The following is a 19,168-nucleotide window of genomic DNA, read 5'->3' on the forward strand; positions in this document are numbered from 1 at the left end:
CTTTAATAAGGAAGTCCACTGAAATAGGTGATTAAATAATAGGCACCCCAACCCACGATCAAAATCATAATAATCCACATCCAGACAGGAATGGTCTGCGGAGTTTCACTTCCTTCGATGACGAAACTTTTTTGATTTCCTTTGTCGTACGCATTGATCATTAAAGGAAGAATACCATCAACGACATCGTCTTCGTTAAGTCCTTCAACACTGATCGAGGGGCCGTTTTTAACGGTGAAATTTATTTTCCGAATTCCTTCCCGGCCCGTTGGCGACTTGCTCACTATTTTCAAAACATGATCTCCATCGGTTAATTTCGAGGTGTCAAAATCAAATACAATCGGCGTTTTTAGTTCTGCCAGGGGTTTTGCATCGTCATCAATAAAGAGGAAAACGGAACTTCTATCTTTAGTCATCTTCTGATTTTTATGGGATTAATTTAAAATAGAATTCTTAATATGATCTTGCTCTTTTTCCCCGGGTTTTACCAAATACTTTAAAGAATAAATAAAAGTAAATAGGGTAAGAACTGCGATCACAGCGACGATTATCCAGTCAAAATCACCACGGGGTCCTACTCCGTGGGTAAAGTCTCTGGTTACTTTTGGCTGTTGAAGTTTACAGGCTTCACATGCTAACGCGAAATTTACCATTAGTAAAAAAAAGACAACTGCGCTATTTCTAATATTTTTCATCGGTTTCAATTAATGTTATTTAATAAGTGAAAAGCAATTAATATATCCATTTACTTGAGCTGATCCATCACTGCTTTTACCTGCTCTAAAGTCACCGGTTTCGCATTATTTCCCCATGAAGATCTTTCATGATTCATAATCGCGGTCACCATTTCCGGCGTAAAGTTGGCGTTTTTTCCAACCGCAGGCATTGGCCCATATCCCGGTCTTCCGGTATAACCGGTCATAATAATCGTCACGTAAACTGAAATATCATCCCCTGTCACAATCGGACTTCCCTTTAAAGGTGGGAAAGCTCCCGGCAATCCTTCGCCCGTAGCCTGGTGACAACTTGCGCAGTTCGCAGTGAATAGTTCTCCGCCATCTGGCAAAGCACTTGCACCACCACCAGCCGATTTCTTTACTTCTTTTTTATAAAGAAATTCCTGCGGTTTGATACCTTCCGGTAATTTTGTCTGTTTCAAACTTAATAAGTATGCAACGAGTTGAAGTGCTTTCTTCGTAGGAACGATTTTTTTAAATTTATTTTTAAGAAATTCCGGCGGCACCTTAACTTCAATATCGCCTTTATCTAAATAATCTTTTTCTTCAAAAAGAAATGAAAAAGAAGGCATTATTGATTCATTCACTACCGCTCTGGGCTGGTACAAATGAAGCAATTGCCAATCGCTGCTCGGTTGTCTTTCGCCAATAGCAGTTAAATCCGGACCGGTTCTTTCTGATCCTAATAAATTGGCCGTATTTCTCCAAAAATCCATCCGGTGGTTGCCGGCATAATCTGCAGGAATACTTGGCCTGCTTCCGAACACTTTATCCATTTCAACTTCTCTAACTTGCTGCGTATGGCAGGCAATACAGCCATTTTCTACGTAGATGGCTTTTCCGGCAAGCTCATCTTTGGTTAAAGGTTTTGCATCGGGAAGAGGTTTATAAATTTGCTGATTGGTAAAAGCAGGTAAAATCGCGATCTGTAACGTAAGGAACAGAAACAGGATCAGGGCTGACCAAAACAAAGTTTTATGATTATTTAAAAATTCCATTATTCCAATTTATTTTGTGGGGAAGTATACTGTCTTTTTAAGCTGTCTTTTGGCTTCCAAAATTTCTGCGGGCGTTCTTGGGATGATGATCTCTTGTTTTCGGTTGACCATCTTATAAAAATTATAGGCAAAAACAAAGTGCGAAATCCACATCATTGTACCACCTATTGCACGCCACAACCAGTACGGAGCCATCAATACCACACTTTGAATAAATGGTTTACTGTCCATCCAAAGCAATCCTTTCTGTGTGGAACCGATCATCAATGAAAAGGTATAAAACAGCAATCCGATTAAGGCCAACCAAAAGTGAATACCGACCATCGTTTTGGGTGGTTCTTTTCCGGTAATTCTTGGAACTAAAGTATAAATAAATGCCCAAAGCATAAAGGTGATAATCCCATACATCGTTAAATGCGAGTGAGCGACTGTGAAATCGGTAAAGTGCCAAATTAAATTCGTAAACCGGAATGCTTCTACAGTTCCCTGCATTGAACCCGTGAAGTAGAATACAATGCCTATGAGATAAAATGGAAGAGTATAAGAAGTTTTCACCTGATACCAGGCTCCATTAAATGTAAGTAAAAAGTTGGCCGTTCCCGCCACCACCGGAATAACCATACCAACACTCGCCACAATAGCAACCGTCTGCATCCACCACGGAATGGCACTGAAAATAAAGTGGTGACTTCCGATCAAAGTATAAAATATAATTTGGGTCCAGAAGGCCAGGATTCCCAAACTGTAAGAATAGATCGGTTTATTAAGCTGCTGGGGAAGAAAATAATACATCAAACCCAATGTTAAAAACATAAACCACATTCCTACTCCCTGGTGCATATAATAACCCTGAATGATTGTTTCTGCCAGCCCATCCTGCCACAAAGGAATATAAGCCACAACCAAAATAACAATAACGTACATCATTGCGGCAATAATATACCAGTTGGAAACATAGATTTCTCTGGTAACACGTTTCGCTACGGTCATCAGAAAGTTATAAAGTGAAAGAACAATTCCTGCAGCAAAAACCGCCATTATCGGCCAGATATATTCCCGGTATTCACCACCGCCATTATTAATTCCAGCCATTAATGAAACTGTTCCCGTCAATACTGCAATGTTCATGAGGATTAATGTATACCACCCGATTTTAAGACTGTGAATTTCTATATTACTCACCCGCGGAATTACATAATAAGAAAGTCCCACCATAGCAAAAGATGCCCAGCCCCAAAAAACCATATTGGTGTGCACAGGACGAAGCCGCCCAAAACTTAACCAGCTGACATGATCTGCATCCGGCGCAACAAATTTAATCCCCAGATATTCGCCGACTGTAGTCCCAAAAAGCAACCAGAAAACAGCAAAACCGAGAAAATAAAGAATCAGTTTTGCCAATTCCGGAGAAATATATTTCTGTGGGACAAAACTTTTTTTATGCGGAATAACCCTCAACTCTTCGATCGCGTTGATATTATGGATAATTCCCTTTTCGTCTGAAGGAGGAATTTTACCGGAGAGTTCATTGTGGGGAAGTTGATAAGCCTCCTCGATTTTTCTTTTTTCGTAGAACGCAAGTTCTTCGGGAGAAAGGTTTTCTAATTTTTTATTGAATTCAAACAGCTTACGCCGGTTACGCAGGTCTTTGTACGTAGCATAAGTCTTCACGACGGCGATCAGCAAACCAACAAGTACCGGTATTAAAATCAGCAGTACCGTAATCTGAATTCCCGATTCCCCAAATATTGAATTATTCATATGGAAATATTAAAAGATAAAATTGTCCTTTATTGTAGTAAAAAAAAGCTACCGTTTCAAAAACGTTATTCCATCAGAAACCTCTTCAGCCAGTAATTTTAAAGAAGTATTACTTAAGGTTTCTCTCATTTCCTCCCGAATCTTTCTAAAATTGAAATGCATTGGGCAAGGTTTCTGTCCATCACATCTTCTAAGACCGAGAGTACAGTTTTCAAAAATCCCGTCACCATCAATCGCGAGCACAATGCTTAAGAGTGATATTGTATTTAAATGTTCTTCCGTTATAAAAAAACCACCGGTAGGACCTTTTAAGGAAGAAAGTATTTCGGTTTTAGTTAATTTCTGTAAAATCTTCGCCATAAATGCAGGCGGAGAATCGGTATGTTTTGCAACTTCTATTAAACTTACTTTATGATTATTGCGGGAATGTTTAGCGACATAAATGGCTGCACGAATTCCATATTCACATGATTTTGAAAACATATCTTTCTAAGTAACAACAAATGTAAAAAAAAAAATAATAAAAGACAACACCGTCTTCTATTATTTTCCTTTGTATTTGAAAATAAATGGAATTTTAATTTAAGCCATCAAAGGAATATGAATATTCATTTTGAATTCTTTATTGATGGCTTCAATAAAATGAGCGGATAAAAGCGGAGATGCTTTTTCGATATTCTGATGGACAAAGAAATTCAGATTTTCCAAACCTTCTTTTTCCCAAACTTTAATGCGGTCTATCCAATCATCGAGTCGCGTGTAATCGCTGTCTGCATTGGCTCCGACGTATCTGATAAAGGCAGTCGGAGTGGTGAGACGCATGTGCAGCATATCTCTTCTGCCCGCCGTATCTACGATGATATTGGTAACAGCATACTTTTCAAAAAGATCCATTGTTTTGTTGAAAATTTCTTCATCTGCAAACCATTCACTATTTCTTAATTCCACCGCAAGCGGAACTTCTTTTGGCCAGTCCTGCACAAATTTTTCCAACCGCTCATAATCTTTTGGTTTAAAATTATCATGAAGCTGAAGGAAAACCATTCCCAGTTTTTCATCAAAATTTAAAACAGAGGTCGCAAACTGGGTCACAACATCGGTGATATTTAACAATCTTCTGTAATGAGAAACCGTATTTGGGATTTTCGGAAAGAACTTAAAACCTGGCGGCGTTTTCTCTTTCCAGATCAATACCTGCTCCGGTGAGGGCATTCCGTAAAAAGTAGCATTCAGCTCAATTGAATTAAACTGTGTAGAATAATAGGTTAATTCGTCTTTTGTTCCTTTTGGATAAAATCCTTTCAAATCAGTTTTGTTCCATTTGGCACATCCGATAAAAACATTGAATTTTTTGGATGTATTGTCCTTTAAAATTTCTTTTGTTCTCGGATGATCTTTGGGAAGGGTAAAATCAATTTGCGATGGGTCTTCAACTTGTCCGAATTTCATAGTGATTATAATTTGAGGTTTAAAGTTATGGAATTTTGAATTTATCCGGTCATCATTAAACCAATTTTACTTAAAAAACCACAGAAATAATTCCGTGGTTTTTCTTTATTCTTTTGTCTTTACTCTTTTAGCTAAATTACGCTTCACAACTTGAGCACGTCACAAAATTCACCATCATTTCCTTAGAAACAGAAGAACTTCTTTGATAATATAAAGATTTTACTCCTTTTTTCCAGGCTTCGATGTACAGGTAATTCACATCTTTCACCGGCATGGTCGATGGAATTTGCAAGTTCAGTGATTGTGCCTGATCGATGTACTGTTGTCTTTGTGCCGCCTGAGAAATAATTTCCATTGGGGAAATCTCTCTAAATGTTTTAAATACTGCTTTTTCTTCATCACTCAATTCCGCGATATTCTGAACAGAACCGTGATTCAACATAATGGTTCTCCAGGTATCTTCATTATCGATTCCTTTTTCCTGAAGTAATTTTGCGAGGTATTTATTTTTACGCATAAAGTTTCCTTTCGCCAAACCTGCCTTATAATAATTGGAAGCAAACGGTTCGATTCCCGGCGAAGTCTGTCCTAAAATTGCAGAACTGGAAGTGGTAGGCGCAATCGCCATGGTGGTGGTATTTCTTAAACCATAACCTTTCAATAATTCCGGTTCACCGTAAATATTCGCCAGTTCCTGAGAAGCGATCACCGATTGTTCTTTGATTTGTCTGAATGCTTTTGCATTAAACTGAGTCGCCTCAAAACTTTCAAACGGAATCATATTTTTTTGAAGGTAAGAATGGTATCCTAAAACTCCCAAACCAAGCGCTCTGTGACGCAAAGCAAAAGTTCGCGCACCATTTAAATAATAGTTCCCTTCTGTTTTCTCAATAAATTCTGTTAAAACGGCATCCAGGAAATAGATGGCCAGTTTCACCGCATCGGTATCTTTCCACTCGTCATATAATTCTAAGTTCATCGAAGAAAGACAACAGATAAAAGATTCTGCTTCACTGGAAGGCAACATGATTTCAGAACACAAGTTACTCGCGTTAACCGTCATTCCTAAGTCTTTATAAACTTGTGGTTTATTTCTGTTCACGTTATCCGTAAAGAAAATATATGGCAAACCTTTCTGTGCACGACTTTCAAGAACTCTCGCCCAGATTTTACGTTTGTCCATATCACCATCGATCATGTCCTGCATCCAATAATCCGGCACGCAGATTCCTGTGAACAAATTCTGAATCGGACTTCCAATATCTTTAATCGATAAAAACTCTTCAATATCTCCGTGGTCAACATCCAGATAAGCCGCAAAAGCTCCTCTGCGAACGCCACCTTGCGAAACCACATCCATTGCCGTATCGTATAATTTCATAAAAGAAACCGCACCCGAAGATTTTCCGTTATCCGTAACCGCCGTTCCACGATTTCTCAATTCTCCAAAATAACCAGAAGTTCCGCCACCAATTTTGGTCTGCATAATCACTTCCCCTAATTTGTGCGTAATTCCTTCAATATTATCCGGCACATGAACATTGAAACAAGAAATCGGCAATCCTCTTTCCGTTCCCATATTCGCCCAAACTGGCGATGAAAAACTGATCCAACCTTTGGTAATCATTTCCTCAAAAGCAGGTTGTAATTCGGGTTTATATAACCTTTTCGCAGCAGCCGTCGTAATTCTTAGAATGGCACCTTCTACGGTTTCGCCTTTCAATAAATAACCGCGGTTTAACATTTGCTCCGACTCTTCGTTCAGCCACCAAATTTTGTTTTGTTCTTCCATAATTCTCTTTCTCTAAAAATGTACTGCGTACAAATGTGTTTTTTATTATTTTTTTTGAAGCATGAAATGTTTGCTTCTTATAAAGTTCAGTCCCGCTTTTCACTGTATCTTTTTATTTTTCTGAGAAAAAATAAAAAGGATGCCGTTCCAATCGGGGCTATTAATTTCTGTCTTTTGTTTTTCGAAGATTTCTTATCTGCATATAAGTTTTGGCTAAGGCCAGTTCGTATTGATAATGATTTATCTTAAATCTTTGGCATTTGCACTTTTGTTCTTTTAAAATACCAAACTCATTTTACATTCCCAGTTGCGCCCCGACTTGAACGGAAATCCTTTTTGTGAAGCAAAGCGGAACAAAAAGACTGGGAGTGGAAGGCGGATTAAGGCGCCCAAATAAAAGTATTAGAACAAATCGTTCTCGGTAATACTCTTATCGTGTTTGGTATAATCAACCGGTCTTTTGGCGAAAAAATCATCCATAGAATTGGCGAAAACTTCTTCTTCAAACCAAACCATCGGACGGTATTGCTCCGGCGTTATATTGTAACGGGTTTTCATATTGATCTTCTTCAAACTGTCATCCACACGGAATTTCATGAAGTTCAACAAGTTTTCTTTGCTGACATTATCGATCTCGCCCATTTCGAAAATCCAGTCCAGAATTTCTTCTTCTACATTGATTGAATGATCGACTAAAGTATAAATATCTTCGATATCGGAATCAGTTAATAAATCCGGTTGTTCCTGACGGATCTTGTTGATCAGATAAATCCCGGCATTGGCGTGAATTTGCTCATCTACGGAAGTCCAGGCGATAATATTGGACACATTTTTCATATACCCTTTGAATCTCGTAAACGACAAAATGATGGCAAACTGCGAGAACAAAGAAACGTTTTCTATTAAAATACTGAACAGCAATAAAGACGATACATATTCTTTCTGCGAGGTAGAATTTGCGTGTTTTAAAACATTGGAAAGAAAATCAATTCTTTTTTTAATGGCAGGAATTTCGATAACCTGGTTAAAAGCATCGTTATATCCTAAAACTTCGAGCAAACGGGAATAGGCTTCGGAATGGCGGAATTCGCATTCGGCAAAGGTAGCGCCCAATCCGTTGAGTTCCGGTTTCGGCATATGACTGTAGAGATTCCCCCAGAAAGTTTTTACAGAAACCTCGATTTGAGCAATGGCCAAAAGCGCATTTTTAATCGCGTTTTTTTCATGGGGTTCTAACTGAGAGTGGAAATCCTGAACATCAGCGGTAAAATCTACTTCGGAATGCACCCAAAATGACTTGTTTATCGCCTCCACAAACTGTAAGATTTCAGGATACTCAAATGGTTTATATCCAATTCTTTTGTCAAAAATTCCCATAGTAAAACTTAATTTTTAGAGCACTTCTCCTGGAAAAGTGAAATTATATAACGAAATGATTATTAGCTGTTTGCAAAATGAATGGACGCGAAAGCAGCATATTTCTCCTTTAATGCGTTCCGTACAAAAATAGGAAATGAAACCTTAAGAAGAAAGCTACAATCATTAATTAACTGACTACAAGGGGTAAAAGTTTTCCACAATCACACAGACCTTGCGTTCCCATTGCCTTTACCTTGCAACAAAGGTTACTGCCAGCGGCGAATCGCTGTAAACACTTAAACAATTTTCTGTAAAACCCTTCTGGCATGCACCTAACCTTTAAACAATGTTGCATTTTTGTTTGGAAATAAGTTTTACAAATCACGAGAACTGCCCCAAATTTTTAAACATGCTGAAAAATTTAGAGAACTCCGGAATTCAGATCCAACTGAAAATAGAGTCATCATTTCTTACTAATAAAAAATCCATATCAGACGATTAAAAACATAGCGATTTCTATTTTTAATAAGTTATATCTATACAGAATTATAAATCCTAAAAACTCCCACATCATTAAGGTTAATTTTAATTATCAGTTTAATGAAAGTATTGTAACAATTAAAATAAATATCCTACCTATTAAAAAATAAATCTCCACTTGATGTTAGTAATTAAGGATCTCAATAAATCATACGACACCGGAAAGAGCAAACTTCATGTTCTGAAAGGAATTAATCTTTCGATTGATGAAGGAGAATTTGTTTCGATTATGGGAAGTTCGGGTTCTGGAAAATCTACTTTATTAAATATAATTGGGATTTTAGATGAGAAAGATTCCGGAATTTACAACCTCGACGGGATTCCGATTGAGGATCTATCCGAAATAAGAGCCGCAGAATACCGGAGTAAATTCCTCGGTTTCATCTTCCAGTCGTTTAATTTGATCGGTTACAAAACCGCCCTGGAAAATGTAGCCCTCCCACTCTACTATCAAGATGTTCCGCGAAAACTGCGCAACCAAAGAGCCATGGAATATCTGGAAAAAGTAGGATTGGCAGACTGGGCGACCCATATGCCGAATGAACTTTCGGGCGGACAAAAACAAAGAGTCGCCATCGCCCGCGCTTTAATTACGGATCCAAAAGTAATTTTGGCTGATGAACCCACAGGAGCTCTGGACTCTAAAACAACCTATGATATTATGAAGCTTCTTCAGGAAATTAACCGTGAGGGAAAAACAATCATTGTGGTTACCCACGAACCAGACGTTGCTGCAGAAACCAAAAGAAACGTTATCCTGAAAGATGGCATTATCGAAAGTGACAAATTTATTACCCAAAGGGTTTTACAATAAATGATGAGTAATTGGCAATGAGCAATTGGCGAATAGTGAATTTAAGAAATAAAATTAGAGTTAAAAATTATGTTTGATCTTGACCGCTGGAGAGAAATATTCGAATCGATTCGCAGTAACATATTGCGAACGGTGCTTTCTGGGTTTACGGTCGCCCTGGGTTTATATATTTTCATCGTCCTTTTTGGCATTGGAACCGGTTTGCAAAACGCCTTTACCAAAGGTTTTGCCCGGGACGCAACCAACCTGATCACTATTTTCACCAGAAAAACAACCATCGCTTACGGCGGTTTACAATCTGACCGGCAAATCATTCTTAAAAATGATGATTACGAGAAAATCACCACCGAGCAACCAGAAAGATTAGAAAGTGCAACGCCAAGATATTCCGCAAATATGACTGTGAAATACGGTAAAGAAAGCGGGAATTATCAGATCAGTGGCGCGAATCCTGATGAGATTATCATCGAAAACCGTAAAGTGACTGAAGGCCGGTACCTCAACCCTTTGGATCTAAACCGCAAACAGAATGTTGCCGTGATTGGCAGAATGGTTCAGCGCGATTTAATAAAAAACGGAAGTCCCATTGGAAAAGACTTAGATATTAATGGCAGCATATTTAAAATCGTGGGTGTTTTTTCTGATGACGGAGGCGATTTCGACGAACGAATGATTACCATTCCCATCACCACGCTGCAGCAACTGAAAAAAGGTTCAGATACCGTAAGCACTATTTTCCTGACTTACAATACCAACCTTACTCCAGACCAGGCCATTAAATATGGTGAACAACTGGAAAAAGAATTAAAAGCCAAACATAAAGTTTCTCCCGATGACGAGAATGGTGTTGTTGTAAGAAATAATGCTAAAAATATGGGTCAAACTTTTCAGTTTTTATTCATCATTACGCTCATTGTTGGTTTTATTGGTATGGGAACACTCCTCGCCGGAATTATTGGAATCAGCAATATCATGGTTTATATTGTTAAAGAAAGAACGCAGGAAATAGGGGTTAGAAAAGCCATCGGAGCCAAACCAAGCAGTATCGTCAGTTTGATTATGCAGGAAAGCATTGTCATCACTGTAATTTCCGGTTTGATAGGTGTTGGCCTGGGAATTCTCACTTTGCATTTAATCGGCGACAGTTTAGAGAAATATTTCATAGTAGATCCCTCTGTTGGTTGGGGGTTAGTGATCGTGGCCTTTATCAGTTTAGTCATTTCAGGGCTGATCGCAGGATTTGTACCTGCCTATCGGGCCAGTAGAATTAAACCGATTGAAGCGTTGAGAAGCGAATAAGTAATTAGCTTTAATGTCAATGGGAGTTTTAAATAGTGAATAGTGAATAGTGAAATTAGCTGTTAATAATTCCTCCGAAGAAATCCACCATAAAAATTGACCCGAATAAATTGACAAGCGAAGCAAATTCACCGGCGAAGCCGAAATTGACAAAAAACAAAGTTTTTTTATATGAATATCATTTTCAAAATAGATACCTGGCAAGAAATTTATTATTCCCTGAAGAATAATAAGCTTCGAACGTTTCTAACCATGATTGGCGTGGGCTGGGGAATGTTTCTTTTTGTTGCCCTTCTGGGTGCGGCGAAAGGGATGGAAAATGGCTTTGATAAAGTGTTTTCAGGCTTTGCAACCAACTCTATTTTCCTGTGGGCACAGAATACCTCGATTCCTTATGATGGATTTCCGAAAGGCAGAAAAATGGATCTGCATTTAAGCGATCTTGATTTGCTTCCCCAAAAAATTCCGGCCATTGATTATATTTCCCCTCAAAGTACCCGTGGAAACTTCGGCACCCCGGGTGAAGCTTTTTCCAAAAACGGAAAAAATGCAACTTACACATTAACCGGTGATTTTCCGGTAGGAAATAAAATTTCTGAAAAAAAACTCATCTTCGGAAGGTATATTAACGATGCCGACATCTCCGGAAATAAAAATGTAGCCGTCATTGGTGAAGAAATCTATAAAAACTTTTTCGATGCCAAAAAAAATGAAAACCCTATCGGACAGTCAGTTAATATAAAAGGTATATTCTTTAACGTCATCGGTGTTTTCCGGGTAAAAAAAGGAGGAGGTATGGAAAATGACCAATCCGCTTTTATTCCTTTTACGACGTTTTCTAAAATGTATAACAATGGCGACAAAGTGGGATTCTTCGCGATTGTAAGCAAACCAAATGCAGATTTGAAAATTGTTGAAGATCAGGTAAAAGCTGAACTCAAAAAAAAATACAATGTCTCGCCGGAAGACACCAACGCTTTCGGAAGCTTTAACCTCGGAAAAGAATTTGCCAAACTGACCGGCTTTCTTACAGGTATGCAGCTGCTGACCATTACGGTGGGCACTTTAACCATTTTAGCCGGCGTAATTGCCATTTCGAACATCCTATTAATTACAGTAAAAGAAAGAACGAAAGAAATCGGTATCCGTCGTGCTTTGGGCGCAAAACCGGCAGAAGTGCGAAATCAAATTCTGTTAGAAAGCGTGGTGATTACTTTATCATCAGGACTTTTGGGATTTATGCTGGGCATTTTTCTGCTGATGATTCTCAATGCGGTGACCAAAGGCCAGGATTCTTTTCCTTTTTATAATCCGACGGTGAATTATGGACAGGTTTTCGGCGCGATGGCAATTATGGTTATTTTAGGTTTAATTGTCGGAATGATTCCGGCACAAAGAGCGGTGAAGATCCGACCGATTGAAGCACTGAGGTCGGAGTAGGGAGTTTTTGAGTAATTGGGTAATTGGGTGATTGGGTTTTGTACTACAAAGCTTTCAGTTTAAAACTAATAAATACCGGATAATCACCTGATTTTGTAAATAAAACGAAATCGCGACCCGGCCTGAATGAAGCTCTTTTTGCGAGGAGGCACGACGAACAAAAAAGCGGGAATGGAGGACGGAAACAGTCGCCCACAAAAAATATTAAAAAATAAACGAAGTATATGAAAAAGAAGTTCACTTTAAAAAAAGCAATTTACATCCTCTTAGGAGTAGTTTTTGCGGTGGCATTAATTTCGGGAATTAGCTATCTGATTTCGTCGAACACCAAAGAAAGCGAGGCATTCCTAACTAAAAAACCATTTGTTCAAAATATGGATGACAAGGTAATGGCGACCGGAAAAATTGTACCGCGGGAGGAAATTGAAATCAAACCGAATATCTCTGGAATTATCGATAAAATCCTGGTGACGGAAGGTGACAAAGTAACCGCCGGACAGCTGGTTGCAACGATAAGAATCGTCCCGAGTATACAAAATGTGAACGCAGCGCAACAGGAAATTAATAATGCGAATCTGCAGATCAACAATGCTCAGGTGAATGTGTCGCAGCAACAAAAGCAGTTTGCCATGCAGGAAAGACTGTATTCCCAAGGGGTGATTTCTAAACAGGAATATATTTCGGCTCAGCAGCAGTTGCAATCGACACAGCAAGTGTTGAAAAATGCGCAGCAGCAAAGACAGACTGCCCTGAAAAACCTGCAAATCGCAAAAACCGGAGCGACGCCGGAATTGGCAGGTCTGGCAACGACACAAATCAGATCTAAAGCCAACGGAACCGTATTGGAAGTTCCGGTAAAAGTCGGCAGCCAAGTCATCGAAGCCAACTCCTTTAATGCGGGAAGTACAATTTGCTCGATTGCAGATTTGAATTCTCTCATTTTCCAGGGCACGATTGATGAAGCACAAGCCGGAAAATTAAAAGAAGGTTTGGAGATGAACGTGGTAATTGGTGCTTTGCAAAACAAATCTTTCCCGGGACGCGTAACGATGATTGCACCGAAAGGAAAAGAGGAAAACGGAACAATTAAATTTCCCATTGAAGCCGATGTTTTTAATAAAACCAATGAATATATCCGCGCGGGATTTTCAGCAAACGGCGAAATTATACTGAGTTCGCAGAAAAACGCTTTGCTTTTGGATGAATCTTTAATTCAATATGATAAAGTGAACGGCAAAGACAATTCTTTTGTAGAAGTGAAACAGCCTGACGGAAAATTTAAAAAAGTAAATGTAAAACTCGGCGCAAGCGATGGAATAAATGTTCAGATCTTATCCGGCATCAACAAAGATGCTGAAGTAAAAGTCTGGAATCCGTCTGATAAAGACAAAGAAGCTTTGAAGGAAAAGAAAGGTAAATAAACAACAATCTTAGTTCTATAACAGATAATCCCGGAAATTTCCGGGATTTTTTTTTATTCTGGATTTGTCCGGAAAGTTGTTTTAATATTTTTAAATAAAAAAAAATAGGTAAGATTATTTAATGAATAAATAGGAACGATATTTTCCTGATAAAAATTTTCATAACAATTTTTAATTATTCTTTCGATAAAAGACCTATAAAAAAAAGGGTGTTGTCTCTCTTCAACTTAGGTGGTTTCCCCCAATAGTTCGGCCCACATTATGTTCATCTTTGCTTTAAGAAAAACAGAACATTTTATTTGACCGCAAATGAAATGTAAATAAATTACAGTTATGAAAACCTTTAATTACGATATCGACGACTGCTTTAATGCTGCCTGTAATTCTTTGGGCAGAGAAATGGGAATTTCTTCAAAACCAAATTCGCATTTAAGATCAGATAAAAAATTCTTTGTAAAGAAAAAAAAGAAAATATCTTTATATGAAAAAGTAGAATTTGCTATATTACTAATTTTCGCAAAACTCTTTATTTAAAACTATTTTTTTCCAAATTATCGATTTATAGTCCCTGTTTTTTTTACAAAATAAGGGACTATATTTTTGATTTGGCTTTTCTGAGCAATAATCCCAGGTTTAAGAATAAAAGAAGCAATCCTAAAGTCATCCAGATCGCTGTTTTGATATTGTCGAATTTGAGTTGTTCTATATGCGTTTTTGCAATTTCTGCCAACTTAGAACTCTGAACAATATAATTTTGAACCTCAATAATCTGATCTTCATTTTTATTTGGCACTGAATGCTGGGAGAAATAAACCATATTTTTCTTTCCCATATAGGCGGCAATCCAATACTGATCGGAGGAATCCATTTTCAAATAATCGATTCTATAATAATTGTTTCTGATATTTCCGACGTGTCTGGTTTCGTACCGCAAATCGGGATCAGCATGGTTGTTTACTTTGATAATATAAAAGTCCAGAGGGAAAGGCAATTTGTTGACCACCTGAACGGTCATAGAATCCTTTACAAAGTGATCTACACTTTTCTGAATGAAATAATAAGAGAAAACAATGATGGCAATCCCGACAACTGTCATTCGAAAAGCCTTCGCCCAAATACTGAACCTGCCGGTTTTAATCACCGAAAAAAACAAGCCAAAGGAAAGCAATACTGCAAGCAGAAAAAACAAATAAAACATGGCGTAAAGATAAATAAAATTAACAAGTACCCGTCGAAAATTTAAAAGTGCAGCATCTTAGTCTACATTCCATTCCCGGTAGAACTGTTCCAGGAAATTCAGCATAAAATCATGTCGTTCTTCCGCTATTTTTTTTCCGGTGCCAGTATTCATCAAATCTTTTAACAGCAACAATTTCTCATAAAAATGATTGATGGTGGTTCCGTTCGATTTTTTATATTCTTCTTTCGTCATATTCAGTTTTGGATGAATATCGGGATGATACATTAAATTATTTTTAAAGCCACCATAATTAAAAGTCCTTGCAATTCCAATAGCGCCAATGGCATCAATGCGGTCGGCATCCTGAACAATTTGCAGTTCGACCGGTAAAATATCCGGCATCTCTTCTCTGTTTTTAAAGGAAATATTTTCAATAATGAATAAAACCGGTTCGATTATTTCAGCCGAAACATTTTGACCTTCCAGAAATTCGCGGGATATTTTCAGCGCCAAAGTTTCATCCCCGTCGTGAAATTTCGGATCTGCAATATCATGAAGCAAAGCAGAAAGTTCAACAACTTCCAGATTACAGGTTTCTGCAGCAGCAATTTTTTGCGATAATTTCCAAACTCTTTCGATATGAAACCAATCGTGACCTGCTTCGGCACCTTCTAATTTTTCTTTAACAAAAGCAACCGTATTCTGAATTAAATTTTGGGACATTCTTCTTTTTTTTAAATTATTGGGAAACTTCTACAAACTGAAAAACCTGTTGCGTTTTAGGATTATAAATAAGCGTGCTGCTGTTCGGAAATCTTTTCAGTTTGTAATATTCAATGCTTTTATCATTTTTCAGATCTTCTAAAAAGCTCATATCGATGGTATTTGCAGGCAGAAACTTCTCTACAAAACTCAGTTTGTCAATGATACTTTTACCATCAATTTTTTTGACCACTTGATCAGATTTCTCTTCGTTTAAAGTTTCCTGTTGCTCCAGAAAAGGAATCAACAGTTCTTTATCAGCTTTATACTTAAAAAAATAAGCGGGCGATCCGTTCGGGAAACTGAATTTCTTTCCTCTAAAATCAGAAATCATGGTTGGTTCACTCTGAGGAAATACTTCCTGAAACTGAGCATTCTCTGCACCGGTTATCGAATTTATAGAATTACTCACGGTTTCATTCAAGGTTTCATGAACTGCATTTTGTGCTTTTTGTTTGACACTTTCAGTGGTTTTATCAATGGTTTCAGTGATTGTTTCTTCGATTTTAGAGCAAGAAGTCCATACGAATAATGGAATGATGATGACAATATATTTTTTCATTTTTAAATTTTAAAATTAATTTTCTTTAAAGGAACTGATGAGTTTATCGAGATTAAGACTCCGTGCAGAAGCATCAAAAATTTCCCGATAGGAGCCGTGAAGACTGATGAGTTGGTCGTGCGTTCCACTTTCTACAACCTGTCCTTTTTTCATGACATAAATACAGTCCGAATCTAAAATCTGCGATAAAGAATGTGAAATAATAACGACGGTTCTGCCTTCTTTAATGGCATCCAGCGAATTTTTTATCTGTTCCGTAGCGACCGCATCCAGACTTGCAGTTGGCTCGTCGAGAAAAATGATCGGCGGATCTTTCAGAAACAGTCTGGCAATGGCAATACGCTGCTGCTGCCCACCCGAAAGCTGTGTTGCATCGTGATTATACTGTTGCGGTAAATCGACGATCTGATCGTGGAGATACGCTTTTTTGGCAGCAGTTTCTATTTCTTCAAAAGTGGCGTTCATATTTCCGTACCGAATATTGTCTTCAATACTTCCCTGAAAAATATGGTTCTTCTGCAAAACTAAACCGATATCGTTTCGTAATGAAGTATTATTGAAATCATTTAAATCCACCTCATCCAAAAAAATATGTCCTGAATCCGGAAAATAAAATTTGCACAAAAGATTTATGACCGTTGACTTCCCGGCACCACTCAAACCGACCAGCGCCGTAGTTTTTCCATTTTCTATGGTCATAGAAACATTATGCAGAGCTTTCGTTCCGTTAGGATAAGTGAAATCGACATTCTGTAACTGAAATTTTCCTTTGATATTTTCTTCAATGAAAGTTCCGTTCGGTTCGGTTTCGTCCTCTGCATTCAAAATATCGAAATATCCTTCCGCATAAATCATCGCATCATTCATATCATCATAAATCCGGTGAAGCTGGCGAATGGGCGCAGAAACATTATTAAATAAAAGAATATGCAGCATAATCGCCCCGATGGTCATCTGCTGATCGAGTACCAGATAAACAGTCAGCAGAATAATTAAAACGACCCCGATCTGCTCGATAAAAGTTTTTAAACCGTCATAAATAAAATTGGTTCTTCGGGTAAACATCTGGCTGTCCATCAACTGCATCTGCAAATCGTACTGTTTTTTTCCTTCAAACTTTTCACGAACGAAACTTTTGATCACCATAATCGAATTGATCAGATTTAAAAGTCCGGAAGTTTTTTGCTCCCGCTGATTGCGCAACTGCCGGCGGACACCTGATAATTTTTTTGCCTGTAAAGAACTTATCACAAAATAAACAGGAACCACAATCGTAGAAACTAAACCTACATATACATTTTGCATATACATAATCACCAACGCAATCAGCGCATTGGAGAACATGGGCAAAATATCGATAAAGAAATTCTGAACCAACTTGGTTAAACTTTCGATTCCGCGGTCTATCCTTTGTTGAAGTTTTCCGGACTCGTGGTTTTCATCATTATAAAAGGCAACGCTGTAAGTCAGTATTTTGTCAATGGCCGTTTGGGCAAGAACCGAACTTGTGTTAATTCTGATTTTTTCCCCGTAGAATTTCTGGCCAAACTGAATGAAAATATTCATGACTTCTTTCCCAAGTAAAATGGCGGATATGATAACCAAAACATGAATTCCTTCGTCCATCGGATTTGGAAGCAGCGAAAGTTTGGTGACTTCGTCAACGGTATATTTTAAAACCAAAGGATTCACCTGCGCCATCAAAGCACCGATAAAAGTCAGAAACAAAGTTCCGTACATCATCAAACGATAAGGTTTAATAAATGGAACCAGTTGCTGATAAATATTGTAAAGCGTAATCGTTCTGTTGAATGGTTTGGGCATCGTTTAAAATAGAAAAAATTGGAAATATTCTAACTTACAAAAAACCGACCACGATCAAATGATAAAAATGAAAGCGATAAAAAAGAAAAAACAATCTTTTACAATTCAAAAGTGAAACTGGTTAAATAATGCAATTCGGGTTTGCTGACCAGTTTTGAATTTGATTCTGCTTCTTCCAAAGAATAATTGCTGTTGATTTCTTTCTTTTGAAAAAGAAAAGAATTATTAGAATTTTTGTCTACCACTTCATTAAAGATATGTTCAATTTCAGAATTCGCTAACGATGCAAAACTGATGTCTTCAAAACCGTACATCAACCGCAGATTATCGGTATTCTGAAAATTTTCATCTACAAAATGTTGAAACTGATTTTTTGAATCAAAATTTCCGGCCCAGATATTATAGACAAAAGATTTTTTCTTCGGTTTATTTAAAATATCCTGATAGACGAAGTTTTCGCCAAGATAAGCATCCCGAACCTGGGGATCATTGGCCAAATCATGCGGAAGTCCTTCTTTCAAAATTCTTCCTTCAAACATAATATAGGTTTTATGCGTAATCGCCAAAGTCTGCTGTACGTTGTGATCTGTAATTAAAATGCCGATATTTTTATCCACCAAACTTCTCACAATTTTCTGGATATCTTCCACGGCAATCGGGTCTACGCCCGCAAAAGGTTCATCGAGTAAAATAAAATTCGGGTTGGTCGCCAGACAACGGGCGATTTCCGTTCTTCTTCTTTCACCACCGGATAACAGATCTCCACGGTTTTTGCGAACATGCTGCAAAGAAAATTCTTCGATGAGTTCGTCGCATTTGATCTGTTGCTCCCGTTTTGAAAGTTTGGTCAACTGCAGAACGCCCAAGATATTATCTTCTACCGAAAGTTTTCTAAAAATCGATGCTTCCTGCGCCAGATAACCAATTCCTTTTTGAGCTCTACGGTACATTGCATCGCTGGTAATTTCTTTATTGTCCAGGAAAATTTTACCAGAAGTTGGTTTTACCAAACCCACGATCATATAAAAACTGGTGGTTTTCCCGGCTCCGTTGGGACCGAGAAGCCCTACGATTTCACCTTGCCGGACTTCGACAGAAACCCCTTTTACCACTTTTTTCGGGCCGTATTCTTTAATTAAATTTTCTCCGCGTAGAATCATGGAGCAAATATAATAAATTAGATGCAAGATTGGGTGAAAACCTCAGCCGCTGAAACCGATAATTGAATGT

General features: G+C 37.9%; 17 protein-coding genes and 1 pseudogene. 5 read left to right on the forward strand and 13 right to left on the reverse strand.

Going from position 1 to position 19,168, the window contains the following annotated elements:
- Positions 1-2: 2 nt before the first annotated feature.
- From QF004_RS07070 to QF004_RS07105, 8 genes are all read right to left on the reverse strand, one after another.
- Positions 3-416: a cytochrome C gene (locus QF004_RS07070; RefSeq protein ID WP_133438794.1), complete on the reverse strand. Its 414-nt coding sequence runs from the start codon at positions 414-416 to the stop codon at positions 3-5.
- Between the two features lie 18 nt (positions 417-434).
- Positions 435-695, reverse strand: a complete 261-nt coding sequence (locus tag QF004_RS07075) for a hypothetical protein (protein WP_133438795.1) — start codon at positions 693-695, stop codon at positions 435-437.
- A 50-nt stretch (positions 696-745) separates the two neighbouring features.
- Positions 746-1,735 (reverse strand): cytochrome c, encoded by a 990-nt coding sequence (locus QF004_RS07080; RefSeq protein WP_133438796.1) that lies wholly within the window; start codon positions 1,733-1,735, stop codon positions 746-748.
- 9 nt (positions 1,736-1,744) lie between these two features.
- On the reverse strand, positions 1,745-3,496 hold the full coding sequence (locus tag QF004_RS07085; RefSeq protein WP_307424387.1) for a cbb3-type cytochrome c oxidase subunit I: 1,752 nt from the start codon (positions 3,494-3,496) through the stop codon (positions 1,745-1,747).
- A 48-nt stretch (positions 3,497-3,544) separates the two neighbouring features.
- Positions 3,545-3,979 carry an Rrf2 family transcriptional regulator gene (locus QF004_RS07090; RefSeq protein WP_133438798.1) on the reverse strand — a complete coding sequence of 145 codons (435 nt, stop codon included), beginning with the start codon at positions 3,977-3,979 and terminating at the stop codon, positions 3,545-3,547.
- Positions 3,980-4,078: 99 nt separating this feature from the next.
- On the reverse strand, positions 4,079-4,945 hold the full coding sequence (locus QF004_RS07095; protein ID WP_307424390.1) for a DUF72 domain-containing protein: 867 nt from the start codon (positions 4,943-4,945) through the stop codon (positions 4,079-4,081).
- A 136-nt stretch (positions 4,946-5,081) separates the two neighbouring features.
- Positions 5,082-6,737, reverse strand: a complete 1,656-nt coding sequence (locus tag QF004_RS07100) for a ribonucleoside-diphosphate reductase subunit alpha (RefSeq protein WP_307424392.1) — start codon at positions 6,735-6,737, stop codon at positions 5,082-5,084.
- 402 nt (positions 6,738-7,139) lie between these two features.
- Positions 7,140-8,114, reverse strand: a complete 975-nt coding sequence (locus QF004_RS07105; RefSeq protein ID WP_133438801.1) for a ribonucleotide-diphosphate reductase subunit beta — start codon at positions 8,112-8,114, stop codon at positions 7,140-7,142.
- Positions 8,115-8,757: 643 nt separating this feature from the next.
- Between QF004_RS07105 and QF004_RS07110 the strand changes: the two genes are divergently transcribed.
- The 5 genes from QF004_RS07110 (at position 8,758) to QF004_RS07130 (ending at position 14,144) form a co-directional block, all read left to right on the forward strand.
- Positions 8,758-9,450 carry an ABC transporter ATP-binding protein gene (locus tag QF004_RS07110; RefSeq protein ID WP_133438804.1) on the forward strand — a complete coding sequence of 231 codons (693 nt, stop codon included), beginning with the start codon at positions 8,758-8,760 and terminating at the stop codon, positions 9,448-9,450.
- Between the two features lie 69 nt (positions 9,451-9,519).
- The gene (locus tag QF004_RS07115) at positions 9,520-10,749 is read left to right on the forward strand and encodes an ABC transporter permease (RefSeq protein WP_133438805.1); all 1,230 of its coding nucleotides are present in this window, start codon (positions 9,520-9,522) and stop codon (positions 10,747-10,749) included.
- Between the two features lie 171 nt (positions 10,750-10,920).
- Positions 10,921-12,189: an ABC transporter permease gene (locus tag QF004_RS07120; RefSeq protein WP_307424401.1), complete on the forward strand. Its 1,269-nt coding sequence runs from the start codon at positions 10,921-10,923 to the stop codon at positions 12,187-12,189.
- 224 nt (positions 12,190-12,413) lie between these two features.
- Entirely contained in the window at positions 12,414-13,610 is a 1,197-nt protein-coding gene (locus QF004_RS07125) for an efflux RND transporter periplasmic adaptor subunit (protein WP_307424404.1), read from the forward strand.
- 333 nt (positions 13,611-13,943) lie between these two features.
- Entirely contained in the window at positions 13,944-14,144 is a 201-nt protein-coding gene (locus QF004_RS07130) for a hypothetical protein (protein ID WP_133438808.1), read from the forward strand.
- A gap of 58 nt (positions 14,145-14,202) precedes the next feature.
- Here the strand turns inward: QF004_RS07130 and QF004_RS07135 are convergent, their stop codons facing one another.
- The 5 genes and pseudogenes from QF004_RS07135 to lptB form a co-directional block, all read right to left on the reverse strand.
- The gene (locus QF004_RS07135) at positions 14,203-14,808 is read right to left on the reverse strand and encodes a hypothetical protein (protein WP_133438809.1); all 606 of its coding nucleotides are present in this window, start codon (positions 14,806-14,808) and stop codon (positions 14,203-14,205) included.
- 57 nt (positions 14,809-14,865) lie between these two features.
- The gene (locus tag QF004_RS07140) at positions 14,866-15,513 is read right to left on the reverse strand and encodes an HD domain-containing protein (RefSeq protein WP_307424408.1); all 648 of its coding nucleotides are present in this window, start codon (positions 15,511-15,513) and stop codon (positions 14,866-14,868) included.
- Between the two features lie 16 nt (positions 15,514-15,529).
- Positions 15,530-16,114, reverse strand: a complete 585-nt coding sequence (locus QF004_RS07145) for a hypothetical protein (protein WP_307424410.1) — start codon at positions 16,112-16,114, stop codon at positions 15,530-15,532.
- Between the two features lie 15 nt (positions 16,115-16,129).
- Complete coding sequence (locus tag QF004_RS07150) at positions 16,130-17,857, reverse strand: ABC transporter ATP-binding protein (RefSeq protein ID WP_307424646.1); 1,728 nt, start codon at positions 17,855-17,857, stop codon at positions 16,130-16,132.
- A 515-nt stretch (positions 17,858-18,372) separates the two neighbouring features.
- Positions 18,373-19,098: pseudogene (gene lptB / locus QF004_RS07155) on the reverse strand (LPS export ABC transporter ATP-binding protein); the annotation flags it as partial.
- Positions 19,099-19,168: the final 70 nt, after the last annotated feature.

Source organism: Chryseobacterium sp. MDT2-18 (assembly GCF_030815285.1).
GTDB lineage: Bacteria > Bacteroidota > Bacteroidia > Flavobacteriales > Weeksellaceae > Kaistella > Kaistella salivictor.